Here is a 16,378-nt window from a genome sequence, read left to right on the forward strand (position 1 = left end):
CCCAAGGACCCAAGGACTGACGTTTCGGTCAAGGCCAGCGTCCGTTCGGCATAGATCATGGCCCCAAGCGTGAGCAGYGAGATGGTCGGCCGGTCTTTCCGGTTGTTGGATTCATAGGCCGGTCTCAGCTTTCGGCTCTCGGCCAATTTGCCGACTAGCCACATCAAGAACGTCGCTAACGCGTGGATCAGCAACAAGATCTGCAGACGCGCGGCACCTGCGCTTTGACTATCCTCGAACGCGAACCCGAACTGATGGGATTTYAAGCTTCGGAAGGTGCATTCGATACTCATGCGCTTGCGGTAGACCTCAACAATTTCACGCGCATTCGTATCGGCCAGCGACGGCGATGCACACAGCAGCCAAGGTTCGCTTTCTCGCCTGGCGCAGACCTCGCTGTGGCTGCTGCGCTTGCGCTGCTTGAACTGAGTCAGTGCTTGACGCTGCTGCGGCGGCTTTCGATACAGCACAAGCCGGGTTTGCACGGGGCAGGAGCGGATCATTTGTTGTTCGCCCAGGTCCTGAGGGCGCGAACTGGCGGTTGCATAATCCGCCGTGCAACGCCGCCACGGTTCGTCGCCCGAGCGCAGAAACGTGCGCCCGCGGAYGCGCCCCACCCAGTGCCAGCCCAGTTGATTCAGATAGGCAAACCATGGTCCCCGGAACCCCGCRTCGGTCACGATAATCGGCCGTAGCCCYTCGGGCAGCRAGGACTTGAGCKTGYTCAGAAATGTCCGCTCAACACCCGGCGAGTTCTGATCGCGCAAGGGATGAACGCTCTCGTAGWTAGGCATGGCAGCGCCGCGTGTCCATAGTGCTGCTCGCAAYACCAGCCAACTTCKATCCGCCTTCAAATCAGACCARTCCACCAAGATAACGGGGCGCTTGATCCCGGCCATGAACTGGCGGCACAGCAGTYGATAGAACATGGAGCGYTCGCTATGCAGATGACGGTTGCCAAGCAGCCGGTCTACGCGCTTGATCCGATGCCGTATCGCTTGCCCAGTGGGCAGTCCGCGCGCCAGTYCGCTGAGTGTCAACCGTCGCGTTGCCATCGCACTTCGCACCATGCACATCAAGGCCTTGAGTCGGCTCAAATGTAGGCYAGGGATCGAATCCTGGAGCAGTTTCTGCAATACTCCGACTGCGTGCATGGCCTGGTCTTCCTTCAAACGGTTTGGTCGCCTGATGAAGGGTATAAGACTGGCGCCATGCACGCCCCAATCAACGTCAGCCGAACCGTTTGACTCTGCCTCGCCGCGCAGGCCGTTGATTCACAATGAATTTCGCTGGAAATTCGTGGGGAAACCTCAGAGTCTGACTGCATTTTTAAGGGCTTCAAGTCACGAAGAAGAACTCGAACATCGCCGCCACACGCGAAGCGAACAGCGTGACGACGTACCTCTACGCGTAAGCCCCCCAAGGCCGCCTGCGCGGCCGGCCGGGGGCGGGCCCCGCAAGATCCTTCTCCACTCCCTCGCCGTGGAGAAGAACCCTAAGCACACCGTTCTCCCCAGCGGCCGAGAGATTGCCGCTGAACGAGTCCGGTGTGGSGGGGGCCTGGGGTGGGGGGGCGTCGATAAGCCCGAGGGAATCTGAAGGAACCCGCCAACGGCGGGTGACGAAGATGACGACGGGGGGGGGGCCGCCTAGGCAAGTCCGGAGCGAAGGCTCCGGACCGCAATCGTTGCCCCGCCCACCCCAGGCCCCCGCCACATCGGACGTCTAAAGAACCCAAGACTCCACGAACCAACACCCTCAACCCTTCACCCAAACCTCAACCACCCACCCCAAAACCCTCACTGCCGCTGATAAACCTCAGCCCCTTTCCGAACAAACTCCACCGACTTCTCCTGCATGCCCTTTTGCAAGGCTTCCTTCTCACTCACGCCCTGCGCCGCCGCATAGTCCCGCACGTCCTGCGTGATCTTCATGCTGCAGAAATGCGGTCCGCACATCGAGCAGAAATGCGCCACCTTCATCGAGTCCTTCGGCAGGGTCTCGTCGTGGAATTCCTTCGCGGTATCCGGGTCCAGCCCCAGATTGAACTGATCATCCCAGCGGAACTCGAAGCGCGCCTTTGACAGCGCGTTGTCGCGAATCGCCGCGCCCGGATGGCCTTTCGCCAGGTCGGCCGCGTGCGCCGCAATCTTGTACGTGATGATCCCGTCCTTCACGTCCTTCTTGTTCGGCAAGCCCAAGTGCTCTTTCGGCGTCACATAACAGAGCATCGCCGTGCCGTACCAGCCGATCAGCGCGGCGCCGATGCCGGAGGTGATGTGGTCGTAGCCCGGTGCGATATCGGTGGTCAGGGGGCCCAGCGTATAGAACGGCGCCTCGTGGCAATGTTCCAGCTGCAGCTCCATGTTTTCCTTGATCATCTGCATCGGCACATGGCCAGGGCCTTCGATCATGACCTGCACATCATGCTTCCACGCCACCTGCGTCAGCTCGCCCAGCGTCTTCAGTTCAGCGAATTGCGCTTCGTCGTTGGCGTCATAGCCCGAGCCCGGACGCAAGCCGTCACCCAGCGAGAAGCTGACGTCATACGCCTTCATGATTTCGCAGATTTCTTCGAAGCGCTCGTACAGGAAGCTTTCCTTGTGATGCGCCAGGCACCACTTCGCCATGATCGAGCCGCCGCGCGACACGATGCCCGTCATGCGGTCGGCCGTCATCGGGATGAACGGCAGGCGCACGCCGGCATGGATCGTGAAGTAGTCCACGCCCTGTTCGGCCTGTTCGATCAGCGTGTCGCGGAAAATTTCCCACGTCAGGTCTTCGGCCTTGCCGTCCACCTTTTCCAGCGCCTGGTATATCGGCACCGTTCCAATCGGCACGGGTGAGTTGCGGATGATCCATTCGCGCGTCTCGTGGATGTGCTTGCCGGTGGACAAATCCATCACCGTGTCGCCGCCCCAGCGGATCGCCCACGTCATCTTTTCGACTTCTTCCCCAATGCCCGAGCTCACGGCCGAATTACCGATGTTGGCGTTGATCTTCACCAGGAAGTTGCGGCCGATGGCCATCGGTTCCACTTCGGGGTGGTTGATGTTGGCGGGGATGATGGCGCGGCCGCGCGCGATTTCGTCGCGCACGAATTCCGGCGTGATGGCGGCGGGGATGGCCGCGCCGAACGATTGGCCGGGGTGCTGGCGCAGCAGGCGCTTCACCATCTTTTCGCCGTCGGGGCCGCTGTCTCGCAGCGTTTGCAGATAGTGCTCGCGGCGCAGGCTTTCGCGGATGGCCACGTATTCCATTTCGGGCGTGATGATGCCGCGGCGCGCATAGTGCATCTGCGACACGTTGGCGCCGGCCTTGGCGCGGCGCGGCGGGCGTTGCAGGTCAAAGCGCATCGCCGTCAGCTTGGGATCGGTCAGGCGTTCTTTGCCGTAGTCACTGGTCGGACCCGACAGCACTTCCGTGTCGCCGCGCTCTTCGATCCAGCCGCGGCGCAGCTCGGGCAGGCCGCGGCGGATGTCGATCTTGGCGTCGGGGTCGGTGTAGGGGCCGCTGCAGTCGTAGACCGTCAGGGGCGGGTTCTTTTCCCCGCCGAACATGGTCGGCGTGTCGTCCTGCTCGATTTCCCGAAACGGCACGCGGATGTCGGGGCGCGAGCCCGTCTCATACACGCGGCGCGATTTGGGCAGCGGTGCGACGGCCGCCGCGTCGACTTCGGCGGTGGCGGCCAGGAATTTGGGATTGGCATTCATGGAAAGCTCCAAGCGATTGGTTGGAGCCGATTGGGAATGGACTTCCGCCACGCGTGCGGGGACACGTGGCGGAAATACGGCTCCCAGCATCGGCATTATCCGTACTGGTACGAAGGGACTCTCTCAACACGTCCAGCCGAAAAGGCGGGACGAGTACCCCTGCGCGAAAGCGAAGTATAGAGCCTGGCGGGCCAGTCGCTTCAACGATGCGATGTTGCGTGGCGCCAGCGATGATCAACCTGCATGAAGCCATTCTTAAATTGCTCGTCATCCAGAGCTGGTATTACTGCTTTACATTTGGATTCAGACTGCGGCGACACGGTCATGCAGGTTCTGTACACTTTTTCCAACCAATCGCTGGGCGGGCTATCGACTCGCCGGGCATAGCTAACTAAAGAAGAAGGAATCGAGCATGCAACTGACCCTACGCAAATTGGCGCCCGCCTTGGTTGTCGTGACGTTGGCGCTGGCGGGTTGCAAGACCGCCCCGACAAAGGCGCCCGGCGCCGCGGCCACGCCCGATGCCAGCCAGCAATCGACGCAACCGGCCACCGCTTCGTCGGTGGACTTCTATCTGGCGCAACAACAACCGGCCCCCGGCATGCGCGAAATCTCGCTGCCCGATGGCAAGCTCTACATGCAGGAAATGCCCGTGCTGACGCGTGCCGACCTGACCGACGCCGCCGCGCTGGTTGATCGTCAAGGCCAGAACTTCGTGGGTCTGCGTTTCTCGGAATCCGGCGCTCGCAAGCTGACTGAAATCAGCACCAAGAACGTCGGCAAGCGCCTGGCGCTGGTGATTGATCAGGAACTGGTTGCTGCCCCGAGCATCGCCGAACCGCTGAACCGTGGCGTGCTGGCATTTGGTGTGGCCTCGGCTCAAGCTGCTTCTGAAATCGCCGCCAAGATCCGTGGCGATGCCGCACCGGCTCCGGCCAACGGCGCACCGGCCCCCGCGCCGAAGCCCTGATCGCGACACGCGCCGGTTAAATATCCGCGCCCATCGGCGCGGATATTTTTTTGCGCGCGGCCAACGCAAGGCCAATGCAAATCTTCAGGCGGATAGCGGCGTGGCCAAGCCCGCCAGCGACGCCTCCATAACCCGCCGCGCCTGGATCAGCACATCGTGTTTCCAGGCGTCGGTCTCGATATAGAACGCGGCGCGCAGGTCGCGCTTGATACGCTGGCGCAAAGCGGCGGGGGCGTCGGGATGGTTGTGCAGCCATTGTTCGGCGCGCAGCGCATTCAATACCTTCAGGCCAGGCAGCGTGCCGTACTCCAGCGTCAGCCCGTTGTATTCGGCTTGTGGGCATTCATCCATCGCTGCCATGTCCAACGTGCCGGCGAGTTCGCAGGACGTTGAGCTGCCTTCTTCGGCGCTGGTCACAGCAGGCCCCCACCAGCGCCGTGCTCGCGCCAATGATTCGGGGCCCGCAGGCGTGCCTTGATAGATGCATTCCGCGACGCCTTGCGCGCCCAGGCCGGTGTGCACATCAATCCACGCGATGCGGGCGCAGCGCCGGCCGTGTTCGCGCAAGATGGCGCGTAGCGTCAGGTGGCTCCAGGTGGGCGCGCGGCCCGCATAGAACAGCCCGTTGGGGTCAACCTGCTGGCCGCCCGATACCGCGGCTTGCAGGGCGCTGCGGCCATGGCGCAGCGCGCGCCACGCCAGGCTCAACTCACTGCCCAGGCCCGGCGGGTGATTCCCATCAGGCACCAGCAGCGAAGCAATCGCAAGGTAGTGGCGGTCGTTTTCCAGGGGCTGCGAGAAGTCGCGAAAGTTGCGGTTCAGGTCTACGTTTTCGTGCGTGGCGCGGCGGTCCCAAGAGAAGCCGTAGGGGTTCAGTGCATGCAGGTAGAGCACCGCCAGATCGTCGCGCGTGCATTGCGCGTGCCAGCGCGCGTCGCGCAGCAGCGCGGTTTGCACGGCGGAGCCGCAATAGCCTTCGATGCCATGGCAGCCGCTGCTGATCACGAGCAGGTTCGGGGCGTCGGGCGCGCCCAGCCGGGCGACATCCAGCGCCAGCGTTTCGCCGTCGCGTCCGGGCAGGGGATGGATGTGGTGTTGCACGGCCAGATCGCGTTCGGCGCACGCGTCCAGAAACTTGCGGCGCGCTTCTGCGTACTGGCTTGAAAAACTGCTCAAGTCCATGGCTCACGATTCCTGCAAGTCGCCGCGCGCCAATTGCGCGCGGGTGATCATGAGCTTACTCGCGCGGCAGGAAAAATCAGCCGATCTTGCGGCCGCGCGGTTTGACGGTGCGGCGCGCCTGCGCCGTTTCAATAAAGGTTTGCGTCAATGCTTCGAGCATGGCTCGGTCATCGGGGGTCAAGCCGTCGAATTGCGACGGCGCAATGTTGGGGAACGGCCATGGCGCTTGGGGGCGAGGGCGGCGGGCCACGCGTGGCATGGTCTCGGCAATGCCAGCCGGAGGCAAAGTATCAGACAGGTCGTAGCCTTCCATGGGCAATTCCATGGGACCCTTACCTGTCTCCAGCCATTCAAGCTCAATCTTCAGAATCTGCGCGAGCTTACGGGTCGATCGGCTGGAGTGCCGAAGGCCGTTTTCGTAACTGGCGATTGCACTTTGCGAGATTCGCGCGAGACGAGCGAGCGTCTTCTGCGTGTGACCACGCAGAAGACGGGCTTGCTTCAATCGGTCTGAAAATGTCTTCACGCGTCGATTGAAGCTTGCTCAGGATTTACTTTGGTGGTTATAAGCATTACCTGAGTGATAGTTTTGGGAGGCGCGGTCACATGCTTGAACGGGGCTATGTGTTGGTCGTGCAACTTGATGAAATGGCGAGCAATAATTTTGTCGCGGCCTTGCGAGAATTTCAATGGCAGGTCAGCGCCTGTGAATCGCCGGATGAGCTGCTGGATCGGTTGCGCACGCAAGATGTCGACGCGATGGTGCTGCGTGGGCAGGCAGAAGGGGTGCCGAAGCTGATTGCGGCGTTGCGCCGCGCAGCGCCTGATGCGGCAGTCGTGTGGCAGGCGCCAGCGGCCTCAGCGCGCGAACGGGTCGAGGCCCTGGAGGCGGGCGTGGATGCCTATAGTTCAGCCCGCATGGGGGCGTTGGAGTGGGATGCGTTGCTGCGCAATCTGCGCCGCCGCATGTTGCCGCCCGCCACCGATGGCCCGGCATGGCGTTTGCATGAACGGGTGCTATCCGGCCCCGACGGCGAGCGCCTGCCATTGACGCTGACCGAACGTGCCTTTTTTGTCCGCTTGTTGCGGGCGCCAGGCCATTGCCTGCGTCGTGATCGCTTCTTTCCGCGTAATCCGCAAGAGGGCGCGCGTAGCGTCGATGTGCTGGTCTCGCGGCTGCGCAGCAAGGCGCGCCGCTTTGACATCGAACTGCCGGTGCTGGCCGTGCGGGGGTGGGGCTACATTCTGCTGCAGCACACGCCCGTCGCGGCCAGCGCGGGTTCAGAGAACGACGAGGTTGTCCCGATGCATGAGCTCGGGTTCGGTCATGCTGCCCAGAATGCGGGCGATCTGTGACGACGGCTGACGCAGGATGCGCCGGGTATCCGCAGACGAATAGTTGATCAGGCCGCGGGCGCATTCGCGTCCCTGGCTGTCCACGCAGGCTACGACGTCGCCGCGTCCGAACTCGCCTTCGACATCGGTCACGCCAATGGGCAAGAGGCTCTTGCCCTCGCGCAGCAAGGCCTGCACCGCGCCGTCATCCAGAATCACGCGGCCACGAAGACGCAGGTGGTCGGCCAGCCATTGTTTGCGGGCAGACCATACGGGCAGCACGGCGCGCAGTTCGCTGCCGATGCATTCGCCTTGCGCCAAACGCGTCAGCACATTGCGTTCACGGCCCGAGGCGATGATGGTGTGCGCGCCGCTGTGCGCTGCGCGTTTGGCGGCCAGCACCTTGGTCAGCATGCCGCCGGTGCCAATGCCGCTGCCGGCGCCGCCCGCCATGGCTTCCAGCGCGGGGTCGCCTGCTTGCGCGTGCGACATGAATTTGGCGTCGGGGTTTTTGCGGGGGTCGGCTTCGTACAGGCCGCGCTGGTCGGTCAGGATGATCAGCGTGTCGGCTTCGATCAGGTTGGTGACCAGCGCGCCCAGCGTGTCGTTGTCGCCCAGCCGGATTTCATCGGTGACGACCGTGTCATTTTCATTCACGATCGGCACGACGCCCAAACGCAGCAGCGCAAACAGCGTGCTGCGGGCGTTCAGGTAGCGGTGGCGGTCGGCCAGGTCTTCGTGGGTGAGCAGGATCTGCGCGGTGCGCAGGCCGTATTCAGCGAAAGCCGCTTCATAGGCCTGGCACAGCCCCATCTGGCCCACGGCCGCGGCGGCTTGCAGTTCGTGCATGACGGACGGGCGCTTGCGCCAGCCCAGCCGCGCCATGCCTTCGGCAATGGCGCCGCTGGAGACCAGCACGATCTGCTTGCCCTGCTTGTGCAGGGCGGCGATCTGTGCGGCCCAGTGCGCCACGGCGGCGCGGTCCAGGCCACGGCCTTCGTTGGTGACCAGCGACGAGCCGACTTTGGCGACAAGACGCTGGGCGTTGGTGACGACGGAAACGGCGGGTGTTTCAGCAGACATGTTGGGCGCCGGCTGCGGCGAGAAAAGACGTAATCGTAAGGACTGCGATTATGGCTTATTCGTCGCTTGCGCGCGGCGCGGCGGGCTTGTCGGCATCCGAGCGCGTGTCGTCAAAGCGGGGGTCCGGCGCCACATAGGTGCCTTCGGCCTGGTCGCGCGACAGGTGTTCCTTTTCGCGCTCGGCGTCCAGGTAGTCTTGCAGCGCGTACAGCAGGTCTTGCGTGCCTTCGCCGGTCAGGCCGGAAATGGCGAACACAGGGCCCTTCCAGTCATACAGCTCCAGGAAGCGGCGCTTGGTGTCTTCGGGGTCCGGCACCATGTCCAGCTTGTTCAGCACCAGCCAGCGCGGCTTTTGAGCCAGTTCCGGGTCGTAGCGGCGCAGTTCTTCAACGATGGCGCGCGCGTCGACGACGGCTTGCTCGACCGGATCGGCGTCGGGGTCGGGCGTGGACACGTCAACCAGGTGCAGCAGAACCCGGGTGCGCGCCAGGTGACGCAGGAACAAGTGACCCAGGCCCGCGCCTTCGGACGCGCCTTCGATCAGGCCGGGAATATCGGCCACGACGAAGCTGCGCGACGGCGACGTGCGCACGACGCCCAGGTTCGGGTGCAGCGTGGTGAACGGGTAGTCGGCGATCTTCGGCTTCGCATTCGAAATGCGGGTGATCAGCGTCGACTTGCCGGCGTTCGGCAGGCCCAGCAGGCCCACGTCCGCCAGCACCTTCAATTCCATGCGCAGGTAGCGGTGTTCGCCTTCCTTGCCGGGCGTCCACTGGCGGGGCGCGCGGTTCAAGCTGGATTTGAAGTGGATGTTGCCCATGCCGCCCTGGCCGCCTGCGGCCAGCACGACTTTCTGGTCGTGCGTGTCCATGTCGAACAGGACTTCGCCGGTTTCGGCGTCATGGATGACCGTGCCCACGGGCACGCGCAAGGTGATGTCGGGGGCGGCTGCGCCGTATTGGTCAGAGCCGCGGCCGTTTTCACCGCCCTTGGCGCGGTGCAGGCGCGCGTAGCGGAAGTCGATCAGCGTGTTGATGTTGCGATCGGCCACCGCATAGATGGTGCCGCCGCGTCCGCCGTCGCCGCCGTCCGGGCCGCCTTTGGGGATGAACTTTTCGCGGCGAAAGCTCGCCACGCCATTGCCGCCTTTACCGGCGACCACTTCAATGGTGGCTTCGTCTACGAATTTCATGGTGTTTGCGCGTGTAGTGGGTAATGGGGCAGGCGCCCAGGGGGCGCCGCCAGGAGGCATTGGAAAGCTTACTCGCCAATTGCCTTAAAACAAAAAAGCCCTGCCGCATGCGACAGGGCTTTTGCCGTTCGGCAACGCGGTACACCGCGTTGCGCTGACCGTGCTTGTCCGATTACTCGGCAGCGACGATCGAAACGGTTTGCTTGTTCAATGCGCCCTTGAAGCCGAATTGAACCTTGCCGTCGATCAGCGCGTACAGGGTGTGGTCCTTGCCCATGCCGACGTTCACGCCAGCGTGGAAGCGAGTACCGCGCTGACGCACGATGATCGAACCAGCGGGAATCAGTTCACCGCCGAAAGTCTTGACGCCCAGACGCTTTGATTCTGAGTCGCGTCCGTTTCGCGTAGAGCCGCCGCCCTTTTTCTGTGCCATGTTTAGCTCCTGCTAAGTGGTACCGAGTCGCGCCTTAAGCCGTGATGGCTTCGATGCGGATTTCGGTGTAGTTCTGACGGTGGCCCTGACGCTTCTGATAGTGCTTGCGACGGCGCATCTTGAAGATCTTGACCTTGTCGTGGCGGCCTTGCGCAAGAACCGTTGCCTTGACCACAGCGCCGGAGACGAGGGGCGTGCCAACTTTCAGTTGGTCGCCTTCGCCCACGGACAGCACTTGGTCCAGGGTGATTTCTTGCCCAATGTCTGCCGGTATCTGTTCTATCTTGAGTTTTTCGCCAGCGGCAACGCGATACTGCTTGCCACCGGTTTTTACGACCGCGTACATGGGGTGTTCCTTAAATAGGTAAATGGGTTTATTTGCGCGGGGTCCCAACCCTGCTGGGCGGGATATGTCCGTTTCTGGAAAGATCGCATTCCTGTCTAGTCGCCAGAAGACTGGCAAGAAGGAAAGGACCCTAGCGCTTTACAGCACAGCTTCCAGACGGGTTACGCAAACAACCGACGTAATTCGGGCATTGCTGACCGAATCCGGGATATTAGCGCGAGGCTTTTCAAAAGTCAAAAAGCCGTTGCAGGGTAAGGGCTTAGGTGTGGCGCGCACGCTTCATGCCGGGGGAACCACCCGCCGAGCGATGTCGCGCGCCACCTGGCGGATGCCTTCCATCACGTCGCGGCGGTGGGCGTCGTCCAGCCGGTCGGTGGGGATCGATGTGCTGACCGCCACCCGCTTGCCCAGCGGCGTCACGCCCACATAGGCGGCGTAGCAGACCAGGCCCGTCGCCACTTCCTCAAGGTCCTGCCCCAGCCCCATCTGCCGGACAAGATCCAGCTCCTGATTCAGCGCCTGGCGGGTGGCGAGCGTGCGGTCGGTGACGCGCGGCAGCTCGTCCGGCACGCAGGCGGCCAGCTCGTCCGGTTGCAGGTTGGCCAATAACGCCTTGCCCAGCGCGCAGGCGTGGGCCGGCAGCCGCATGCCCAGTTCAGACACCAGCCGCACCGGGCGGCGCGCGTCTTCGCGGGCGATATAAACCACGTCGAACCCGTCCAGCACGGCCAGTTGCACGACTTCGTTGTGGCGGGCCACGAACTCGCTGGCGGCTTCATGAAACGCGGTTTGCAGGCCGTCGTGGCGCAGATAGGCGAAGCCCAGCGCCATCAATTCGATGCCGATGATGTAGCCGCCGTCTTTGCGTTCGATCCAGCGGCGGTGCTCCAGGCAGTCCAGTAGCAGGTACAGCGTGCTTTTTGCCAGTTGGCAGGCTTGGCCGAGTTCGGCCGCCTTGACCGGGGTGCGGCGGTTGGCGAGCACGCGCAGGATGTCGTGGGCGCGCCGAATGGCGGGGACGTCGTATTCAGTGGCCATCGATCTCTTTCGTCCAATGAGTTGGACATGAATTCATAATGTTGGACATGATAAATGGATTCCCCTAGACTCGTCGCACATCATTTTGAATGCCGCACAGAAGGCATACAGCGAGGAGACAAATGAACGAAGCAAACACTCTGCCTTCCGACTTGACGCGGGCGTTGCTCGTGGGCCGGGTATGGCGTCCGGCGCCGGTCAACGGCCCCAGCGTGGTGGTGGTGCGTAACGGTGAAGTCTTCGACATCACCGCCGCGGCGCCCACCGTGTCGGACTTGCTGGATCGCCCTGATCGCGTGGCGTTCGCGGCAAGCGCCGAAGGAGAATCGCTGGGCGATGTGCGGGCCTTGATGGCCGCCACCCTGCAAGGCGGCGGCGGGCCGCGCCTGCTGGCCCCCTGCGATCTGCAACCCATCAAGGCGGCGGGCGTCACGTTCGCCATCAGCCTTCTGGAACGCATGATCGAAGAAGAGGCGGGCGGTGACGCCAGCCGCGCTGACGAGATCCGCGTGCGGATGCAGGCGCTGATTGGGTCGGACCTGTCCCGCCTGCGCCCCGGCTCGCCCGAGGCGGCCAAGCTGAAGACCGAACTGGTTGACCGCGGCCAGTGGTCGCAATACCTGGAAGTGGGCATCGGCCCCGACGCCGAAGTCTTCTCCAAGACGCCCGCCATGGCGTCGGTGGGGTTTGGCGCGCAGATCGGCGTGCTGCCCGAATCCCAGTGGAACAACCCCGAACCCGAAATCGTGCTGGCGGTGGACAGCCGCGGCGAGGTCGTGGGCGCCACCTTGGGCAACGACGTCAATCTGCGCGACATCGAAGGCCGCAGCGCCTTGCTGCTGACCAAGGCCAAGGACAACAATGGTTCCTGCGCCATCGGCCCCTTCATCCGGCTGTTCGACGACGCCTTCACTATGGATAGCGTGCGCCAGGCGGATGTGTCCTTGCGCATCGAAGGCGCCGACGGCTTCGAGCTGGACGGCGTGAGCCACATGCGCGAAATCAGCCGCGACCCGCTCGACCTGGTGCGCCAGGCTTGCGGTGCGCACCATCAATATCCCGATGGCTTCATGCTGTTCCTGGGCACGATGTTCTCCCCCAGCCAGGACCGCAAAGGCCCTGGCACCGGCTTCACGCACAAGCTGGGCGATCGCGTCGTCATCGCGTCCGATCGCATCGGCGCGCTGGTGAACGACGTGCAGTTGTCCACCGAGATTGCGCCCTGGACGTTCGGCGTGCGTGCGCTGTACGCCAACCTGGCCGAGCGCGGCGTGTTTCCGAAAGCGCCGGCGGCATAAGTCCAGGCCGCTGGAAGCCGGGCGGGGAACAGGGCGGGGAACAGGGCGGGGAATAAGGGCGGGGAATAAGGGCGGGGAATAAGGGCGGGGAATAAGGCGGGGGCAGGCATGCGAAGTGCCGGGGGATGCTAGCGTCCCGCCCCGGCGTCTTGCCCTGCGTCCCGCTCCTGAACACCCCGTATAATCGCTGGTCGAATCCCCCGCCGCTTCCGGCGGCCCAGCGGTAAGAGCCCCCATGCGGCTCGTTTCACTTGTCGGATACGTCTTGAATCTCCCCGCGCTTATTGCCCCCATTGCTGACGATATGAAGGCTGTCGACGCGGTCATCCGCGATCGGCTGAATTCGGATGTGGTTCTGATCCGCACGATTGGCGACTACATCATTGGCGCGGGCGGCAAGCGCATGCGCCCGGCCATGGTGCTGATGGTGGCGCGCGCGCTCGGTTACGAAGGCACGCATCACCAGCTGCTGGCCGCCGTTGTGGAATTCATCCATACGGCCACCTTGCTGCACGACGATGTGGTGGACGAATCCGACTTGCGCCGTGGCCGCGAGACCGCCAATGCCGTCTTCGGCAACGCGGCCAGCGTGCTGGTTGGCGACTACCTGTATTCCCGTTCCTTCGAAATGATGGTGGAAGCCGACTCGATGCGCATCATGAGCATCCTGTCCGAAGCCACCACCGTCATCGCCGAAGGCGAAGTGCTGCAACTCCTGAACGTGCACGACCCGGACGTCTCGCAAGAGCGCTACCTGCAAGTCGTGCGCTACAAGACCGCCAAGCTGTTCGAAGCCGCCGCCCAAGTCGGCGCCGTGCTGGCGGGCGCCACCCCCGAGCAGGAAGCCGCCGCCGCCGCCTACGGCCGCCACGTCGGCACCGCCTTCCAATTGGTGGACGACGTGCTGGACTACAGCGGCGACGCCGCCGCGCTTGGCAAGAACGTGGGCGATGACCTGCGCGAAGGCAAGCCGACCCTGCCGCTGATCCGCGTGATGGAAGTGGGCACCCCGGAACAACAGCAATTGATCCGCGACGCCATCAAGACTGGCGACGCCGACTTCGCCGCCGTGGCTGCCGCTATTCAAGCCACGGACGCGTTGGAACACGCCCGTCAGGCCGCCGTGGCCGAAGCCGACCGTGCCCGCGAAGCCCTGTCGATCTACCCCGTTTCCCCTTTCCTGAATTCTCTGTTAGAATTCTGCGCTTTCGCGGTGAATAGAGATCGCTAACGCGAACTGGGCTGAAAAGCCCGAGGGCGCACTGATTCAGGGTTTGGAAGTTCGGTTGAAAAACCCGATTTTCAAAAAAACTGAATTTAGGTTCTAATAGCGATCGCTGTTGATTAGCAAGTTCATCAACAAAAGTCATCAGCGAAAGATGTTTGGTTGCACTGAGCGTAGCCGAGCAGGTAGTTAGAGTGGAAGTGCTCGGGGTAGCAATATCTCAGCAGTGATACTCCAGTAGTAAGACTCGGGGCGTAGCTCAGCCTGGTAGAGTACTGCGTTCGGGACGCAGGAGTCGGAGGTTCGAATCCTCTCGCCCCGACCACTTGATGTGGTCGAATTTTTGAAAGTGTTTCCCGACACTTTTAGCTGAAAGCCGGTATCGCGCAAGCGGGCCGGCTTTTTTGCGTTTGCGCTTCCATTGTTGATTGCGGGCAACGTCCCAAAGGGAAGCGCCAAAGGGAAGGAAGCCCTAAACAGAAGAGCTAAAGGGAAGCGCTAAACCGAAGCCCTAAACGGAAGCGCTAATCGGAAGCCCTAAACGCGGAAGCGCTAAAGGGAAGGAAGCGCTAAACGGCTTCCCGTCTCCTCCCACCCTATCAGCGGCGCAGCTCGATCACTTGCTCGGCACCCACGGCCCGGGCCCGCAGCTGGCCACAACCGCCTTCCACGTCCTGCCCCGCGCTGTTCCTTACCTTGGTCAGCACGCCGCGGCGGTGCAGGGTGCGGACAATCTCGCGGATGCGTTCGGTATCGGGTCGCTCGTAGTCATCTCCCTCCAGGCTATTGAAGGGAATGACGTTGAGCACGCCGAACTTGCCCTTGAGCAGGCGCGGGATCGCGTCGAGTTCGTCGTCACCGTCGTTGACGCCCTTGAGCAGCGTCCACTGGTACTGCACCGGGTAGCCGGTATCGCGGGCATAGGTTTCACCCAGCTCGACCAGTTCTTCCGGCGAGATGTGCGGCGCGCGTGGCAGCAGGTGCCGGCGCAGATCGGCCTTGGTCGTATGTAGCGACAGCGCCAGCGCGGGCTTCACGCGTTGCTGCGGCAAGGCCTCGAACACGCGCCGGTCACCGACGGTGGAGAAGACCAGGTTCTTGTGGCCGATGTTGCCTTCCGTGCCAAGCAGGTCGATGGCTTCGAGCACGTTGGCCAGGTTGTGCGCCGGTTCGCCCATGCCCATGAAGACCACTTTCTTCACCGCGCGCAGACGCCGCGCCATCACAAACTGGGCAAGGATTTCCATGCTGGTGACCTGGCGGATCAGGCCGCTCTTGCCCGTCATGCAAAAAAGACAGCCCACCGCGCAGCCGACCTGGGTAGACACACAGAGCCCGTCGCGCGGCAGCAGCACGCTTTCCACCATCTGGCTGTCGGCCAGTGAAAGCAGCAGGCGCGAACCATCGTTGCCAGCGTGTTCGGCGTGGATGCGGGCAAGGCCGTCCAGTTCCATCGCCAGCGCGGGCAGCGCGTCACGCACCGCCAGCGGCAGGAAGTTGTCGAAGCGCCGCCGCCATGTGTCGCTGTCGAACGCTTGCCCGCTCAGCCAGGCGCGCACGACCCGGCCGCGATGAGCGGGCTGGGCGCCAAGGGCCGCAAGGCGTAGGTCGAAGTCTGAAAAGCGCATGGGGAGCGGATTTTACTCCGCCCGGTATGGGCGCTCGCGAAGCGGGGCCGGCCACGCACTTTGTGAAACCTAGTTTGGCTTCCAGAAAACGTAATTTGCCTGATACGCCACTTTGACTTGCTCGCCAACGTTCGAATTCGCGCACGGTGTTTGAGGAGGCGCTCCGCCTGCGCTGACGAGTCTTTGAATGTACGTGACGCCTGTCAGTACTCCCACGCCCACGGACGGATTGGCGAGGACCAATTGGTCATATAGCCGGTCGGCGCCGGCGTGCGCGCGCACGATTTCCATTCCCGTCAATGCCGACCCGTCAGCACTTTTCCAGGTTTCTGGCGGGCTGGTGTAGGTGCCACTGAGGCGTTCGCTTGAATTGCCTAGCGTGGCCGAGGCGGATTTGATTATCCAGGCAAGCTTGGCGCCATCCGTACGGCTGGTTTGGCACACATAGGTAATGTGCCCGTTCGCAGGCGCATTCCACGCGATTGAGTTATCTGCCGGCACCTGCATCAGTGCCGGCAAACTGTTATTTGCCACGGCGAGCGGCGCGAGCGTAACGAGCCCGACGGACAAGAGCAAGCCAATTGGCGGCTTGAGGAAGTGCGAATCACGCTTTTGCATGGGTGTCCTTCGATTATCAAACCGCCTGAAAGGGCGAAAAAATCATACACAGTTTAAGTTCATAATTTCGGAACTAAACTATTTGGAACGATTGTATTAAACAGACACAACAATTAGTAAAAATATTATCCAGCTTGCTTAGAATCTCTCTGTAATCTTCCTGTCAGCTCACGTAACTACTTACATTTCAGCTGTCGCGGCGCCCGCGTTGCACCGCCTACAGGATTAATCCCCAGCTCGGATACGGGGGATTGCATGACCGCACACCATCTTCAAATTTTCGGGTAGTTCGCTGCACTGTTTAGTGCTTGTTTCAA

At 62.6% G+C, this 16,378-nt stretch carries 15 protein-coding genes and 1 tRNA gene; 5 read left to right on the forward strand and 11 right to left on the reverse strand.

Annotated elements, in window-relative coordinates; genetic code table 11:
* Together AC1DSJ_RS22955 and thiC are read right to left on the reverse strand one after the other, a co-directional pair.
* A partial coding sequence (locus AC1DSJ_RS22955; protein ID WP_476760399.1) for an IS4 family transposase occupies positions 1-1,154 on the reverse strand: 1,154 nt, incomplete at its 3' end.
* A gap of 645 nt (positions 1,155-1,799) precedes the next feature.
* Positions 1,800-3,713, reverse strand: a complete 1,914-nt coding sequence (thiC, locus tag AC1DSJ_RS22960) for a phosphomethylpyrimidine synthase ThiC (protein WP_427949495.1) — start codon at positions 3,711-3,713, stop codon at positions 1,800-1,802.
* A gap of 412 nt (positions 3,714-4,125) precedes the next feature.
* Between thiC and AC1DSJ_RS22965 the strand changes: the two genes are divergently transcribed.
* The gene (locus tag AC1DSJ_RS22965) at positions 4,126-4,683 is read left to right on the forward strand and encodes a SecDF P1 head subdomain-containing protein (protein ID WP_054426919.1); all 558 of its coding nucleotides are present in this window, start codon (positions 4,126-4,128) and stop codon (positions 4,681-4,683) included.
* Between the two features lie 84 nt (positions 4,684-4,767).
* Here AC1DSJ_RS22965 and AC1DSJ_RS22970 read toward each other — a convergent pair whose 3' ends face one another.
* Positions 4,768-5,865 (reverse strand): M14 family metallopeptidase, encoded by a 1,098-nt coding sequence (locus tag AC1DSJ_RS22970; protein WP_441372235.1) that lies wholly within the window; start codon positions 5,863-5,865, stop codon positions 4,768-4,770.
* Between the two features lie 76 nt (positions 5,866-5,941).
* The gene (locus AC1DSJ_RS22975; protein ID WP_054426921.1) at positions 5,942-6,370 is read right to left on the reverse strand and encodes a helix-turn-helix domain-containing protein; all 429 of its coding nucleotides are present in this window, start codon (positions 6,368-6,370) and stop codon (positions 5,942-5,944) included.
* Between the two features lie 101 nt (positions 6,371-6,471).
* Between AC1DSJ_RS22975 and AC1DSJ_RS22980 the strand changes: the two genes are divergently transcribed.
* Positions 6,472-7,221: a response regulator transcription factor gene (locus tag AC1DSJ_RS22980; RefSeq protein ID WP_441372236.1), complete on the forward strand. Its 750-nt coding sequence runs from the start codon at positions 6,472-6,474 to the stop codon at positions 7,219-7,221.
* Here the strand turns inward: AC1DSJ_RS22980 and proB are convergent.
* The 5 genes from proB to AC1DSJ_RS23005 form a co-directional block, all read right to left on the reverse strand.
* On the reverse strand, positions 7,147-8,283 hold the full coding sequence (gene proB / locus AC1DSJ_RS22985) for a glutamate 5-kinase (protein WP_054426925.1): 1,137 nt from the start codon (positions 8,281-8,283) through the stop codon (positions 7,147-7,149). The genes AC1DSJ_RS22980 and proB overlap by 75 nt on opposite strands.
* Before the next feature lie 55 nt (positions 8,284-8,338).
* Positions 8,339-9,475 (reverse strand): GTPase ObgE, encoded by a 1,137-nt coding sequence (gene obgE / locus AC1DSJ_RS22990; RefSeq protein ID WP_054426927.1) that lies wholly within the window; start codon positions 9,473-9,475, stop codon positions 8,339-8,341.
* Between the two features lie 172 nt (positions 9,476-9,647).
* Positions 9,648-9,908 carry a 50S ribosomal protein L27 gene (gene rpmA, locus AC1DSJ_RS22995; RefSeq protein ID WP_050445798.1) on the reverse strand — a complete coding sequence of 87 codons (261 nt, stop codon included), beginning with the start codon at positions 9,906-9,908 and terminating at the stop codon, positions 9,648-9,650.
* A gap of 34 nt (positions 9,909-9,942) precedes the next feature.
* Positions 9,943-10,254, reverse strand: coding sequence for a 50S ribosomal protein L21 (gene rplU / locus AC1DSJ_RS23000; RefSeq protein ID WP_006216228.1), 312 nt, complete (start codon positions 10,252-10,254; stop codon positions 9,943-9,945).
* Positions 10,255-10,533: 279 nt separating this feature from the next.
* Positions 10,534-11,292 (reverse strand): IclR family transcriptional regulator, encoded by a 759-nt coding sequence (locus AC1DSJ_RS23005; RefSeq protein ID WP_054426929.1) that lies wholly within the window; start codon positions 11,290-11,292, stop codon positions 10,534-10,536.
* 122 nt (positions 11,293-11,414) lie between these two features.
* On the opposite strand from AC1DSJ_RS23005, the gene AC1DSJ_RS23010 reads away from it, so the two are divergent.
* The 3 genes from AC1DSJ_RS23010 (at position 11,415) to AC1DSJ_RS23020 (ending at position 14,140) form a co-directional block, all read left to right on the forward strand.
* Positions 11,415-12,590, forward strand: coding sequence for a fumarylacetoacetate hydrolase family protein (locus AC1DSJ_RS23010; protein ID WP_441372237.1), 1,176 nt, complete (start codon positions 11,415-11,417; stop codon positions 12,588-12,590).
* A gap of 265 nt (positions 12,591-12,855) precedes the next feature.
* A complete protein-coding gene (gene ispB / locus AC1DSJ_RS23015) occupies positions 12,856-13,821 on the forward strand; it encodes an octaprenyl diphosphate synthase (RefSeq protein WP_054426933.1) in 966 nt (321 codons plus the stop codon).
* 242 nt (positions 13,822-14,063) lie between these two features.
* A tRNA-Pro gene (locus AC1DSJ_RS23020) sits at positions 14,064-14,140 on the forward strand.
* Between the two features lie 274 nt (positions 14,141-14,414).
* Here the strand turns inward: AC1DSJ_RS23020 and AC1DSJ_RS23025 are convergent.
* Together AC1DSJ_RS23025 and AC1DSJ_RS23030 are read right to left on the reverse strand one after the other, a co-directional pair.
* Positions 14,415-15,443, reverse strand: coding sequence for an RNA methyltransferase (locus AC1DSJ_RS23025; protein ID WP_441372238.1), 1,029 nt, complete (start codon positions 15,441-15,443; stop codon positions 14,415-14,417).
* A gap of 69 nt (positions 15,444-15,512) precedes the next feature.
* Positions 15,513-16,061: a DUF3455 domain-containing protein gene (locus AC1DSJ_RS23030; protein ID WP_441372239.1), complete on the reverse strand. Its 549-nt coding sequence runs from the start codon at positions 16,059-16,061 to the stop codon at positions 15,513-15,515.
* Positions 16,062-16,378: the final 317 nt, after the last annotated feature.

It is taken from the genome of Achromobacter sp. 01N37 (assembly GCF_056399725.1).

Coding starts and splice junctions, on each gene's coding strand:
- AC1DSJ_RS23005 (WP_054426929.1), bottom strand. CDS start 11,292: ATGGCCACTGAATACGACGTCCCCGCCATTCGGCGCGCCCACGACATC.
- proB (WP_054426925.1), bottom strand. CDS start 8,283: ATGTCTGCTGAAACACCCGCCGTTTCCGTCGTCACCAACGCCCAGCGT.
- thiC (WP_427949495.1), bottom strand. CDS start 3,713: ATGAATGCCAATCCCAAATTCCTGGCCGCCACCGCCGAAGTCGACGCG.
- AC1DSJ_RS23030 (WP_441372239.1), bottom strand. CDS start 16,061: ATGCAAAAGCGTGATTCGCACTTCCTCAAGCCGCCAATTGGCTTGCTC.
- obgE (WP_054426927.1), bottom strand. CDS start 9,475: ATGAAATTCGTAGACGAAGCCACCATTGAAGTGGTCGCCGGTAAAGGC.
- AC1DSJ_RS23010 (WP_441372237.1), top strand. CDS start 11,415: ATGAACGAAGCAAACACTCTGCCTTCCGACTTGACGCGGGCGTTGCTC.
- rpmA (WP_050445798.1), bottom strand. CDS start 9,908: ATGGCACAGAAAAAGGGCGGCGGCTCTACGCGAAACGGACGCGACTCA.
- rplU (WP_006216228.1), bottom strand. CDS start 10,254: ATGTACGCGGTCGTAAAAACCGGTGGCAAGCAGTATCGCGTTGCCGCT.
- AC1DSJ_RS23025 (WP_441372238.1), bottom strand. CDS start 15,443: ATGCGCTTTTCAGACTTCGACCTACGCCTTGCGGCCCTTGGCGCCCAG.
- AC1DSJ_RS22970 (WP_441372235.1), bottom strand. CDS start 5,865: ATGGACTTGAGCAGTTTTTCAAGCCAGTACGCAGAAGCGCGCCGCAAG.
- AC1DSJ_RS22965 (WP_054426919.1), top strand. CDS start 4,126: ATGCAACTGACCCTACGCAAATTGGCGCCCGCCTTGGTTGTCGTGACG.
- AC1DSJ_RS22980 (WP_441372236.1), top strand. CDS start 6,472: ATGCTTGAACGGGGCTATGTGTTGGTCGTGCAACTTGATGAAATGGCG.